Genomic DNA, 12,956 nt, shown 5'->3' on the forward strand with positions numbered 1-12,956 from the left:
TATTTTATCAAAAAATAACTATATAGACAAATTAATGCTCTGCTGCAATTATTTAATCTTATACGCCTGCATACTGTGGGTTTTGCGCTTATCTTCCGGGGGAAGTGTCATATAATCGCCAAACAGATTAGTAAGGTATTCGTTCCAATATGATGTAGCCTTGAATGTATGTCCTTCGAATTCTACATCTATTGATTTTTCGTATGCTTTTTTCGGAATAGCTTCTTTAACGCCGTAAAGACCTTCCGTCACGATGCCCACAAGGTTTGAAGTTTCGTAGGCATTGGCTCTTGCAGCACTGACAAGCTTCATATTATATCTGTCTGTATTTATGATATGTGCAAAAAGATATAAAAACGGTTTTGTCACTGCCTTTGCCAGACTCTTAGCCTTAAAAGGACGCACATATTTCATCTGTACAAGCTTCCTGTATCTGAACATCTTCTTATAAAGAAGCTTAGTCTCTTCCTCGGAATCCGGTATGCCATCAACAGGAAGAAGGTCTATCCATAGGCTGTCGTAATCCTTTTCCTTGAAATACTCATTGAGTACCCTTGTTCTCTTATCAAGCACCTTGATGAAAGGGAACCTTGATGTGCCGTTTTCATAGCATACAATCTCGAGCCAGTCAGGTTTATCAAGCTTTTGCTCACGGGCAAGATAAGCCAATCTGTCATATTCGGGGCGGGTCATGCATATATCTATGTCATCATCCCACGGAATAAAGCCCTTGTGCCTTACCGCGCCAAGAAGTGATCCTCCGCACAGATAAAATGTAAGATCGTTTGCATCACATATCTTCTTGAATTCCAGCAAAATATTAAGTTCAGTATCTTTTATTTCCTGTAAAGAAAGCTGCTTTTGCAATTTTTCATCACCCTTTAGTTCTTTTAATAAAGTAAGACGGTTTAACCTGCACTATCTGTGCAAATTAGGCCGTCTCTATACAATCACATATTAGTCCAGATTTTTAAGTACATCTATTGTTCTGGTCAAGCCAGCCCTCATATCATACTTTGCGCTCCAGCCGAGGCTCTTAAGCTTGGCTGAATCAAGGATCGCCTTGGTTGCCTTGGAATAGCCTGCTGCCTCTGTGGCATCCGGAATTTCGAACACTACCTTTTTGCCTGCATAATCAGCTATAAGTGCAGCCATATCTCTAAGTGTTATGTCAGAACCGGGATCTGCGATATTGTAAGCTCCGCCGCTTTCTCCCAAAAACAGGCAGTATAGAAGTCCTGAAACAGCATCTGATACGTAGCTGTATGAATAAAGCTGCGTGCCTTCTGACTTAAGTACTATGTCCTCGCCATCAACACCCTTTTTAATGAACTGTGAAATAGCCTTGGTATCGCTCTTTAGCATTGAAGGGCCATAGGTTCTTGAAAGTCTTGGTATTACGACGTCTAGATTTTTCTGGCTCTTATAAGCCTGGCAAAGAGCTTCTCCCGCTCTCTTACTCTCAGGATATCCCGCACGTACTGTATTACAGTCGATATATCCAAGATAATCCTCTGCAAAATACTCTGTATCTCCTCTGTTTTCACCATATACCTCAACTGAGGATGCAAACAGGAATCTCTCCGCCTCGCTATCTGCCGCATAATCGAGCATATTTTTAAGTCCGATGATATTGGTAATAACAGTACCTATAGGATCTGTAGAATATTGAAGCGGATGTGTATTACTTGCAAGGTGAAGCACATAATCAGCCCTTATAGCCTTAAGCTCAGGATTAAGGTCATCGTTAACGTCCTGCTCTATTGCTGTAAAAAGTGCATTATCTCCGGAAAGACCGAATCTTTTATAAATGCGCTCCTTACTTCTTCCAAGTGCTACAACCTTTACATTTGCGGAATTGTTCTCATTCCTGTATCCAAGTACATCAATAAGAAAACTTCCCACAAGTCCTGTTGCACCTGAAAGCACAAGTGTTTTTCCTTCGAGCTTTTCCCACGGAAGCGGAAGTTCTGCTACATATTTAACGTCTTCAAGATATTTTTCATTCTCAATAAGTTTCATCGCTGTTTGCTCTTTCCCTGTTTTAAGCCGGTTTATTTAAGCCAGTTGTCTTTATCTGATTTAAGGTAAGCCTTGAACATCTCAAGATCATCCTTGGTAGTAAGCTTGATGTTCTTATCGGAACCTGCTGCAAAATGAAGTGTTTCGCCGAGGTCTACCATCATTGTATTGGTATAGGCGCTTCCCTTAATGCCGATCTCCTTTTCAAAAGCTTCATGATAAGCCCAGTCAAGTTTTCCAAACTTATATGCCTGGGGAGTTGAAACCCTTCTAAGTGTCTCTCTCGGGATATACTGCTTTGTTGTACCTTCCTCAGCATCATTTACAACGAATATCTGCTCATTGTAAGGAAGTGAAGTAACTGCATTGCCGTATTTCTGGCATACTACGATAACATCTGATAAAACATTCTCATCTACAAGAGGACGGATTCCGTCGTGTACTATCACGATATCATCATCCTTAAGTTCACCTTCAAGGTTAAACACGCCGTTTCTTATGGATTCCTGACCACTCTCGCCGCCCGGAACGATCCATTTGAGTTTTGTTATATTAAACTGCTTGGCATATGCCCAAACCATATCCTGCCAGCCATCTATGCAAACAAGCTCGATCGCATCGATCTGAGGATGTTTCTGAAATCCCTCAAGTGTATAAATAAGAACCGGCTTGTCATACACGTTGATAAACTGCTTGGGAATATCCTGCTGCATACGATGTCCTGAACCACCTGCAATGATAAGTGCTATATTTGCCATATTTCCTCCTAATGAAAAACAGTTGTGAAATGCTCATAACCTAAGCATCTGCAATTATAATCTATTTAATAAGTAATAACAACTTTCTAAAAAAACAGTGCCACCTAAGAGGCCAAAACCTTTTATAACTTAAATTCTATTATCGAATGTATTTCTCTGTCTCCTACGGGCGGAATCTCCATATATCCATCGCCATATAAAACATGCATATATTTATCAGTTCCCTTAGGTATCCTGACCTTTAGATTCTCAAATGTAGCTTCTTTGGATTCGTTCATATCGCTTCTAAGATACATTTCTCCAAAGTAATGCTTTCTCCCGCTCGGAATGCAGACATATTTTGTATTGTCATCTCTGCATCTTGAGTAGAGCTTCATAACTTTCTTTGAGAGTGCATCGAGACTTATAAAGAAAAACAGTTTTCCTATGATCATCTTTTTTCTGTAGGCTTTTTTTAACGCATCAACATAGCCTATATAGGGAAGGAGCGCATCATACTCATTTGCTGTCTTCTTACAGGTGAGTGCATAGCCCCAGAACAGACATCTGTAGCCATGGAGCTTTCTTAAAAAAGCATTGTCATAAGTATTTTCCAGAACAAAAATATCGATATAGATGCCGATATCCTTCATCTTAAGTTCATTTAGAGCCTTAAAAACTGTATTTTTCTTTTTGATCTGAACATGGCTCATCCCATAGCCTCTGCCAATTTCCGGCGCGCACAGAACATATTTATCGCCCAGCTTTTCATCAAATATTTCTTTTAAATGCTCAAAATCACGCCTCGGCATATTTATGTCTATATCATCATCCCAGGGAATGAAGCCCTGATGCCTTATTGCTCCAAGGACTGAACCGCCGCTTAAAGTATAGAATATTCCTTCTTCTTCAAAGACCTCTATGAAGTCCTTTAGCATGTCAAGAAGCAGGCTCTGAAGGTTCTTTAACTGCTCATCATCAAGCTCGAATGTGCCCGGAACTTCTCTGAATATTGTCTTGAAAAAATGCCTCTTATCCGTACTTCCGAGAGTACCTTTACTCATCTTACTTTCTCCTGAAACATAGTCCAAAAATGCTCTGCCGGGCTCACCGAATCTCGTCACGAGCCCTGCCCAAATCATAAGAATTGCAGCCATAACTTTAATTATGCCTGCAAGCCTGTGTCTGTATTTAAAAACTATGCTTATATTTCTTGTGAAATACCTTTGCACGTAAAAACGCATATCCTTTTTTTAACCAGTTGATACGCTCCATGTGTATGCAAGGCAGCTCTTTTATCTGATATCTCGGAACTTCTCCTGTTGTAATCTGATAATCAAGCCATACATTAAATATGATCTCACCGATTCGTCCAACATATCTGCCCTGATAGGGATCAAGTCTGTTATCCTTTAATTCATTCTCCAGTTCACCGAGGATATCAAAGAGCCATTTGCAATATCTTGATAATATGTCTCTTCGCATTATCATCATATTGAACATATGCCCTGAAGTCTGACTCATAACACGCTCGTAAGAATCAAGATATTCGGGATATTTCCTCTCTATAATGCTTTTTGTCTTGGTAAGCTGTTCCTCATAATGTGTATGAGAATAATGTGAATGAAGAGTTTCTATATAATAATTTCTCTTTGCAGGGACAACGATGCTGGATGTTTTAAGTATCTCTTCCAGTTCATCCCTTTTAAGTACTCTGTCAAAAACATCTTCTGCCTTGGAATTCTTAGGAGAACCAAAATATCTTCTGTAGTGAACAAGTCCTATAAAATCGGCATTCAGATTCTTCCATGCCCAATAAAGGCCTGTGAGCTCACAATACTGAGAATTTTTCTCAGATATATTGTCATCTCCGTTATCGTCTCTTTCATAGCCGGGGATTGTACTCTTCGAATTCATAGCACCTACATGCAAAGGAAGATACATATTGTCATCCGGCATCTTATATTTTTTTGTAGTTGCAACAACTATCTTAATATTCGACATCCTATGATGCGCTCCTAAACAACTGCGTATTTCTGCGTGCAAGATAATTAAGCACGCATGGTTATTAATCCAACAATCGTATTATTGTACCAATAATCAGATGATTTTTCCATCCCTATCGATAAGAATCCAGCCCTTCCAGTATTCATGCATCTTTTCAGGATCGCACTCCTGGTTATTTCTCATTCTGAAGGTTCTGACAAATTCTCTGTCACTTCTACTGTTAAGCCTAGCGCCCCAAAATGAAAAGGTTGAGTTCGCACAGATATTGCCCATGCAATGGCTCATAAGCTCGATATCTAGCAAGCTGTTTCTACCGGTATTATTGGTAACTACCGTGAATTTATCTGTATCTGAATACTTCTGCCTTGCGTATTCGGGATCGTTTGTGAAGATATAAAAGTGAGCATCCTCATATTTATCTAAAAAATACTTAATTGCCCTCTCGTAATATTCGTCCGTAGATATATTTCCAAAAAGCGCCGCATTTTCAGGATCTAAATAATCCCCTCTTCTTATGTGGATACTTACGCTCTTTTCACTATCCATCTTTTGCATAAGTTCCTCATTTTTCCTCTGCATATTTTCATCTTCATGGGATGGAAAAACAAATAGCTTCTGAAGCTCCGGCAATATATCATCATAATATTTCTCGCAGGCAAAATAGCCCTCTATATAGCAGTCCTTTAGCTCAAAGACCTCCGGATGATACATTTTGCTCTCTTCAAATATCCTGCTCGTTCCGGGAACAAACTTATTAAGTGCCTTTGTAAAAACACTTCTTTTTAAGAACGAATTCCTCTCGTCCCTGGTGCACTCAGGAAGCGGGATATCCTTAAAAAATCTAAGCTCAAGTTCTCTCTTTGCAAGGACTCCCTTCTGAGCAGATTCATCAAACCATGAGGTATCAAGTTTTACATCTCTATCTGCACCCGCAACCATGAGCTTTCTGTACAGAGCATATTGCTGCATCTGATTTCCAAGCCCTCCGGCAATACGTACAATTATCATTGGTCACACCCCGTTTTAAACAAAATATTTCACGTTGCCCGATGCCCTTTTTATATACTCGGGCATAACTTCACTTAGGCGATCTCTTATCTCATCTTCTTTACTCATTATCCATTTATAACCGGATAAAAGGTCATCCTCTTTCTTAAGTCCCCAAACAGGGATAACGTAATTCTCATCTGTTCCAAATATATCCCTTGCTATTCCCCTTGATTTTACGGAATATCCTATAACAAGTGTGGGAACACAGCTTGAATATGCAGCTATCGTGGAATGTGTCCTTGCTCCGATAAAGAATCTGCACTTACTTATTATTCCTTTTAGCTTACTTGCAGGCATATCCTCTATGAGCACAACTCTATTTGATCCGGCGGGGCTATCAGAGTCTGACTTATAGCCCTTAAATTCATCATAAAGGTCCTTTAGAGGCTTCCTGTCATCATTACTGTTCCATACAACATGAGGCACAAGTGCAATTCCATAACTTGTGTTATCAAGGATATACTTGATAAGTTCCCTATAATTCTTCATTGTCATTCCGGGAGAGCTTTCCTTTCCCTGGACCATGGGACTTACATTTATTCCGATAACATCAGTTTCTTTAAAAATTCCGGGAAGCTCAACCTCTTCCGTATTAAGCGCAAAAGCAGGATCAGGGCAAAGTGACAGCTTCTCTTTATCTATACCACCTGCTATGAGTCCTTCGTACGTGATCGATTCGCGCGCAATTATGTGATCATATCTGTTTAAGTCATCCCTTAATCCCTCTACAGAATCAGGCTCAACAGAACAACCCATAAGGTATGTCTTCATGTTTTTCTTTTTAAATACATTGTGAGACAGTACCAGGTCTTTGATCATCTCAGGATAGCAGTAGTTATCTCCACCTATAGAAACTGCTATATTGTCATCTCCCGATAACCGGTTTAAGACATCCCTGTATCTGTATCTGAAAAAAGATTCAGCATCCTTTGTTATCTTTCTGTATACATAATACATAACATGTGTGAGCTTGTGTCTTGCTATATGACGCTCCTCCACAATATCACACTCTCCCCTGTCGCGAAGTCTCCCAAGGCCGTACTCCATATCTTCGCTTTCATTATTCGTAACAAAAACTATATCGTTATCTTTAGTTTTATTCTCATCCATTAAAAGCTTCATGGTACTTACGGCGATTGCTTCGCAGCCATGATTCTTGCTTCCTGCATGCATATAAAATATCATTTGTTTCTTTTGCTTTTGCATTATTTTCCCCTGTATCTGTTTGTACCGGCAAAGTTTGTATTTACAATTACAACTACTCTTTTCACTTCCATCAGTACAAGCATTTATGCCTTAAATAATCCATATAACCCAAGGTACAGTTTGGCATTCATCCTAAACACAGATACCTTGATCTTATATCCTCCCGGCAGTTTAGAAAACGCCCGTTTTCTTTCAAGTGCATGTTCTATAAGGTCCTGACATGTACTTAATATGGCATTTATCATATCCGCATCAGCAGACTTTTTATCTTCTCTGCTCATACAGGCTATCTTCCCCGCAACCAGCATCGAGTTCATTATCTGTATCACTGAGAGCCTGTCCTTAACATCCTCCGAAAAAGCATAACCGCTCTCTGTCATCTTTTCCTCTGCCTTTTTCCAGCAGATAAGCTGATGTGCGTAGCTCTCTTTAAAGGCGCTTTTCATCGCACCTTCTTCATTGTCATAATAATTATATCCGCCTTCAGGAATAACAAAGAAATCCCTGCTATCTCCTTTTTTCAGAGCAAGGTCAAGAAGAAACAACATATCTTCTCCAATTGAAAGCCCTTCGGGAAATACCACCTTATTCCTGACTATAGCTTCTCTCTTAAATAGCTTCCCCCACACATGGGTATTCTCTTGCAGTGTAACCAGGCTGATATACTCTATTCCGCTAAAGCAGCTTCCATCTTCAGCGCCATTATACATGTCAATAACATCCTTGCCGCTATCAAGCGCTTTTCTATATAAAGTGCAAAGATATTCTTCTTCAACAGTATCATCCGAATCCACAAAAGCAATGTATTTACCGGAAGATAGCTCTATTCCGATATTTCTTGCATGGGACACGCCATGGTTACCGGTATGTCTTACAATTACCTTTTCTGATGCAAATTCATCACACATCTTCTTGCTGTCATCTGTTGAGCCATCATCCACCAGAATGATCTCGCAGCTTGCACCCGCAAATTCAGGGTTGTTTTCAAGATGATCTGCAGCTGCTTTCACCGTTTCAAAGCATATTCTAAGTCTTTTTTGCGCCTGGTATACAGGAATAATGATACTTATATCAGTATTTGTCCCATTCATCCCTATCCACTCCTAAAAGCGTTTTAAATCCATAGTAATTCGCCATCATCATATTGTTCCAGTTGGTCCAGTCCTCAGTTATATCGCAGTCGTATGCTGCAGTATATCTGTTCTCAAACTGGGGTCTGAGCATTGGTGCCTCAGCATCCTCCGCGCCTTTTTTTGACCATTCTTCAAGATAGTCGTATCTTTCTTTTTCTTCGCGGTATATTCTCACAAGGCTCGCACCACAGTCAAGATATGTAAATAGCATATAAAGGAGCATTAGATAAACAGATGCCCTCTTTATAAGCTGTATCCACGTTTCATTTGTGGCAACATACTCAAACGCCTGAACTATAGCGATAATAAGGAATATTCCGCCGCCAAAAAGCGCTCTGTTCTGAGGTGTCACGGTCAGTATCAGACTATAAGATGTCGCAAGGAATAAAAATCCAAAAACAAGAACATCCAAGAGTTCTGCCCATTTTCTGCCCTGGATCCTGAGAAAAACAACAAGTACAATAAACGCACCAATAAGCACTATAAATTCATCCCTGATAGCAAGGGTAATGTTCATAAATCTTGCAGCCATTCCAAGAAGACCTGTGTGAAGCTCTTCTCTTCCTGCTGCCCTCAGCGCATTTCCGGGAGCAAGAACCATTATCGCAAGACCTGTAACATTGCCTACAAGTCCTGTTATCATCCAAATTTTCAGCTTTTTACCTTGTTTTAAATACATAGCAAGAAGGATGAGAATAAATAAAAGACATCCTCCACTTGTATTTTCATTGCACCATCCGGCAAGAACACCTGCAATCAGCATCAAAACAGCCTTCAATACGCCTTTTTCTTTAGCCGTATCATCTAAAGCAATGCTTTTTTCTATGCTGCTTCTAAAGTAAGTGATAAAAGCCATTATTATAGTTGTTGTAAACAGATAATTGCAGGCACCCGTTTCCCACAATACCGTCTGTGCAAAAGAAACACCATACATCCACACAAGGAGCAGGATGAGCAGATATGCCAAAACATCATATTTTCTCGTCTTTTGGATATTTTTGTAAATAAGAAGCGAAAATATTGTAAATGCCGCAGAAGATATTATATTGAAAATCATTCTTCCGCCGCCAAAGATGTGAAGATCGGCAAACATAACGAGTCTTAGCATCATGTGCGCTACAGATCTTCCTGTCCAGCCAAGATACTGCTGCTTTTCCTGTGCAAGAAGTCCCGCAATGCTTCCTGCCTTTTTAACCTGGGAAAGATATGTCATATCATCCATCATCATCGGCGTAAATAGTTCATATAAAAAAATAGTGGCAAAACAAAGAACAACTGAAATAACAAATAACCTCTTGCGGATATTTTCTTTTTTCATTTCTTCAGTCTCTCTAATTGTCACCATTTTATTCTCCACCCTGTCTTAACCTCTGTTTTTTAGTGAAAAAGCCGCGGTCAGGATAGACGCAGTTACAACATTTGGCTTTCTCATCACTAAATATAATAACTGATTTCCCTTATCCTTTACAACAAGAGGACATTTTTTAACTCTGTTTTTAATATCCTCCTCTTTTATCAGATCAAGGACTCTTTCTACTCGTCCTCCCTTGTGTTTAAGCTCGTTCTTCATCTGCAACATAAACATAAAGAGCTCTTCCTTCTCTACCATTACAGCAGATAGCTCCTTGTCGGAAAACTTATCTTCCATTACCTTTTTGATAGCAGCATCAAGGTATTTCATATTTTCATTCATCGTTTTGTCATAGTAGTGGACCATGGACTTGTCATTGTAGTAATAATGGTAATAATACGAGTCCTTCATCACAACTATACGCTCTGCATCGAGCATAACAGGGAGCATAGCATTTACATCCTCTGCCATTCTGATCCTTTTATCAAGATATCCCAGATTATCCCTTATAAGACCTGCCCTTGTAAGCTTCATGCATCTGGACATGGCTACAGTCCTGTTTTCATTTCCAAGGATGTTCCTGAAAATCTTTTGCTCAAGCTCAAGGCCTTCATAAATTCCGGGCGCAGCGCCATGCGCACACTTTGTCTGCCTGCCATCCTCATGCTCTATCATATGATTGCAGCAGATTATCTCATTTTTCCCGGTCAGGTACTTTGACATCTCTTCGATCATGCAGGAATCCACAAAGTCATCGCTGTCAACAAAGCTTAAATAATCTCCGCCGGCTACTCTTACGCCTTCCATCCAGGCAGAAATAAGGCCGCCGTTTTCCTTGTGGATAACCTTTATCCTATCGTCCTTACGGGCATATTCATCACACATGTCCCCGCTTCTGTCCTTTGAACCATCATCAACCAGGATGATCTCCATATTGTCATAGGTCTGACTTCTTATGCTGTTTACGCACTTTTCAAGATATTTCTCAGCACCGTATACCGGCACGATCACGCTAATAAAAAAATCTGCCATATTATCTCCGCTTTTTATCTGGCTCCGCGGCCAAATAAAACAACGCCCACTGTTTTTATCAAAATACGGATATCAAGTCCCAGTGACCAGTTATCAATGTACTGAAGGTCGAGTTTAACCACATCATCAAAGTCATCAATATCGCTTCTGCCGCTTATCTGCCACATTCCCGTAAGTCCCGGGGTCATACTGATCCTTCTTCTGTAATGCTGATTGTATTTGTCAAACTCATCCTCGGTCGGAGGTCTTGTACCCACAAGGCTCATATCGCCCTTTAATATGTTCCAAAACTGAGGAAGCTCATCAATACTTGTTTTTCTGATAAAAGCACCAACCTTGGTAACTCTTGGATCATCCTTCATCTTAAACATAAGTCCGTCGATTTCGTTCTGATCCCGAAGCTCTTCCTTTATTTTTTCAGCATCGGTCCTCATGCTTCTGAACTTATATATCTTAAAACGTCTGCCGTTTCTACCGATCCTTGTCTGTGAAAAGAAAACAGGTCCGGGAGAATCAAGCTTTATTGCAATAGCAACAAAAGGTGTAACTACCGCAGTTATAAGAAGTCCTACCAAAGAGCCCACTATATCGATAAGTCTTTTTACAATAAGTGCTCTGTATCTCTCGGTTCCGTTGATATAAGTAATCACGGAATATGTTCCAAGAGTACCAACTGAAGTACTTCCCGCTATTCCCGGAAGCTCTACGCAGTAGTGAACGGTCACACCCATGTCTCCAAAAGCCTCAATAGTCTCATTAAGAGCAGTCTGGCTTACATTAGGAGTATATATAAACACCTCGTCCAGAGGCATTCCTGTCATAACGTCAATGATATTTTTCTTATTTGCAAGAACTTCAACGCCCCTTATGACCATTCCTGTCATATCTTCATCGATACATACTGCACCAACGATCGAATAATTCATCTCGATCCTGTGCTGAAGATGTCTGATTGTCGGCATAAGGATCTCTTTTTCTGATACCACGATAAGCTTTATTGCTGTATCTCCGCTACTCCAGTACTTCTTGAGCATACCCTTTATGCTCTGATGTACAAAAAGCATAAGCGCCATATTGATAAGCGCAAAGTAGAACATTACAAGACGTGAAAACTGCTCTGCGAGCTGTAATGTATACGCAACAGCTATTGTTCCGAGAATAAGAACTACCGAATACTTAAAAATAGCAGTTCCCTCTTTCCAGACGGTTCTTTTTATATAATCCCTGTTGTAGTCAAGTGCGAAACTGTAAACTGTTCCAACCAGCATGAAAACAATACAGATATAGAAATGGAGCGATTTATCTCTCATGTCTCTGAAGTTAAAATATCTGACATAAGTAGCTATCGCAAAAGACAGCATTATTGTCCCCATATCTGCAGCCCACAGAATGTAATTCAAAAGATATTTATTCTTTCCCTGCAACTTTTAGTCCTCCCGGCTTTTAGAAAAGCCCAGCTCCCTTTTTATCTTGTGATAAGCCTTTCTCATAAATCTGCCTGCCGTAATGTCTATCTTGTGAGTAAGTTTCATAAAAGGAGTAATCTTCGGCATATAGAGATGCTCGTATTCACCAAGATGATATCTTAAATACTCAGGATAGGTTTCGTCAACTTCGACCCTCTCAAACTTTGCCTTCCTGCCAAATATATCCTCTCCAAGGATCAGATGGTCCATTGTTTCAGCAAGAACTTCGCGGTCATTATATTCCTGATGAGCGGCAGCTTTGACCTTAACGCCGATTCTCTTTGCAGGATTTGTCTCCTTGTATCCGCCCATGTAGCCAAAGTGCCATCCGCCATCCGCAACTCTTACAGACTTTTCATCGCAGGGTGAAACCAGATCCCTAAGCCTTACAATACCTTCCTTCGGGATATTGTCTATGCTGCAGACCTTGGTTCCAAGCCATTTTCTGTCCTCTTCCCTGATTTCCGGAAACTCACCTGTAATAGATAACAGCTTGCCTGATTTTTCCTCCATATTGAGGAAAGCATAAAAATTCCTCTGGGCAAGATGATAAACCCTGGTCTTATCAAAATTATCGATTATTTTTTTAAGGGCTTTGGGACTAGGTATCTCATCGCAATCACCGAAAATTATAATATCATCACTCGTTGCATCTTTTATGCCTTCTATCAGATGATTCTTCTGAAAATAATCTCTCTCATGAGTAACCTTGAAATCCCTGTCTTCTCTTACAACAACATATTCAATCTTGTGAAGAAATTCCTTGAACATATCCTTGTTTTTTTCAAAGCAAAGCTCCTTCTCCTGTCCGGAAAAAGTAGTAGTTGCTTCTTCAATTACAAACTTATCCACATACGGGTCAAGAATGTGAAGCCTAAGCTTTAAAATATCAAGTTCATTAAAAAAAGGAATTAAATCATATACCATAATATTCTCTCAAATCTACGGACTT

The 12,956-nt window shown here is 39.9% G+C and carries 12 protein-coding genes; all 12 read right to left on the minus strand.

Annotated features, from left to right (window positions below):
- Positions 1–48 precede the first annotated feature (48 nt).
- The 12 genes from T543_RS00340 to T543_RS00395 all read right to left on the minus strand — a co-directional run bounded on the left by T543_RS00340 (position 49) and on the right by T543_RS00395 (position 12,931).
- A complete protein-coding gene (locus T543_RS00340; protein WP_035764532.1) occupies positions 49–867 on the minus strand; it encodes a LicD family protein in 819 nt (272 codons plus the stop codon).
- 90 nt (positions 868–957) lie between these two features.
- On the minus strand, positions 958–2,022 hold the full coding sequence (locus T543_RS00345) for an NAD-dependent epimerase/dehydratase family protein (RefSeq protein WP_035764539.1): 1,065 nt from the start codon (positions 2,020–2,022) through the stop codon (positions 958–960).
- A gap of 32 nt (positions 2,023–2,054) precedes the next feature.
- On the minus strand, positions 2,055–2,780 hold the full coding sequence (locus T543_RS00350; RefSeq protein ID WP_035764543.1) for an IspD/TarI family cytidylyltransferase: 726 nt from the start codon (positions 2,778–2,780) through the stop codon (positions 2,055–2,057).
- A 122-nt stretch (positions 2,781–2,902) separates the two neighbouring features.
- Positions 2,903–3,916 carry a LicD family protein gene (locus T543_RS00355; protein ID WP_197023905.1) on the minus strand — a complete coding sequence of 338 codons (1,014 nt, stop codon included), beginning with the start codon at positions 3,914–3,916 and terminating at the stop codon, positions 2,903–2,905.
- A gap of 34 nt (positions 3,917–3,950) precedes the next feature.
- Positions 3,951–4,763, minus strand: a complete 813-nt coding sequence (locus T543_RS00360) for a DUF4422 domain-containing protein (RefSeq protein WP_035764552.1) — start codon at positions 4,761–4,763, stop codon at positions 3,951–3,953.
- Between the two features lie 96 nt (positions 4,764–4,859).
- On the minus strand, positions 4,860–5,774 hold the full coding sequence (locus tag T543_RS00365) for an alpha-1,2-fucosyltransferase (RefSeq protein ID WP_035764558.1): 915 nt from the start codon (positions 5,772–5,774) through the stop codon (positions 4,860–4,862).
- 15 nt (positions 5,775–5,789) lie between these two features.
- Entirely contained in the window at positions 5,790–7,022 is a 1,233-nt protein-coding gene (locus T543_RS00370; protein WP_035764561.1) for a polysaccharide pyruvyl transferase family protein, read from the minus strand.
- A gap of 83 nt (positions 7,023–7,105) precedes the next feature.
- Positions 7,106–8,113, minus strand: a complete 1,008-nt coding sequence (locus tag T543_RS00375; RefSeq protein WP_035764568.1) for a glycosyltransferase family 2 protein — start codon at positions 8,111–8,113, stop codon at positions 7,106–7,108.
- Positions 8,094–9,500 (minus strand): DUF3329 domain-containing protein, encoded by a 1,407-nt coding sequence (locus tag T543_RS00380; protein WP_035764569.1) that lies wholly within the window; start codon positions 9,498–9,500, stop codon positions 8,094–8,096. The genes T543_RS00375 and T543_RS00380 overlap by 20 nt, the downstream gene beginning before the upstream one ends.
- Positions 9,501–9,518: 18 nt before the next feature.
- The gene (locus tag T543_RS14875; protein WP_051638423.1) at positions 9,519–10,538 is read right to left on the minus strand and encodes a glycosyltransferase family 2 protein; all 1,020 of its coding nucleotides are present in this window, start codon (positions 10,536–10,538) and stop codon (positions 9,519–9,521) included.
- Positions 10,539–10,552: 14 nt separating this feature from the next.
- A complete protein-coding gene (locus tag T543_RS00390) occupies positions 10,553–11,962 on the minus strand; it encodes a sugar transferase (RefSeq protein WP_035764570.1) in 1,410 nt (469 codons plus the stop codon).
- A 3-nt stretch (positions 11,963–11,965) separates the two neighbouring features.
- Entirely contained in the window at positions 11,966–12,931 is a 966-nt protein-coding gene (locus T543_RS00395) for a glycosyltransferase family 17 protein (protein WP_035764571.1), read from the minus strand.
- Positions 12,932–12,956: the final 25 nt, after the last annotated feature.

This window comes from Butyrivibrio sp. NC2002 (assembly GCF_000702265.1).
Classification (GTDB): Bacteria; Bacillota; Clostridia; order Lachnospirales; family Lachnospiraceae; genus Butyrivibrio.

Coding starts and splice junctions, on each gene's coding strand:
- T543_RS00395 (WP_035764571.1), bottom strand. CDS start 12,931: ATGGTATATGATTTAATTCCTTTTTTTAATGAACTTGATATTTTAAAG.
- T543_RS00345 (WP_035764539.1), bottom strand. CDS start 2,022: ATGAAACTTATTGAGAATGAAAAATATCTTGAAGACGTTAAATATGTA.
- T543_RS00355 (WP_197023905.1), bottom strand. CDS start 3,916: ATGGCTGCAATTCTTATGATTTGGGCAGGGCTCGTGACGAGATTCGGT.
- T543_RS00370 (WP_035764561.1), bottom strand. CDS start 7,022: ATGCAAAAGCAAAAGAAACAAATGATATTTTATATGCATGCAGGAAGC.
- T543_RS00365 (WP_035764558.1), bottom strand. CDS start 5,774: ATGATAATTGTACGTATTGCCGGAGGGCTTGGAAATCAGATGCAGCAA.
- T543_RS00380 (WP_035764569.1), bottom strand. CDS start 9,500: ATGGTGACAATTAGAGAGACTGAAGAAATGAAAAAAGAAAATATCCGC.
- T543_RS00360 (WP_035764552.1), bottom strand. CDS start 4,763: ATGTCGAATATTAAGATAGTTGTTGCAACTACAAAAAAATATAAGATG.
- T543_RS00350 (WP_035764543.1), bottom strand. CDS start 2,780: ATGGCAAATATAGCACTTATCATTGCAGGTGGTTCAGGACATCGTATG.
- T543_RS14875 (WP_051638423.1), bottom strand. CDS start 10,538: ATGGCAGATTTTTTTATTAGCGTGATCGTGCCGGTATACGGTGCTGAG.
- T543_RS00375 (WP_035764568.1), bottom strand. CDS start 8,113: ATGAATGGGACAAATACTGATATAAGTATCATTATTCCTGTATACCAG.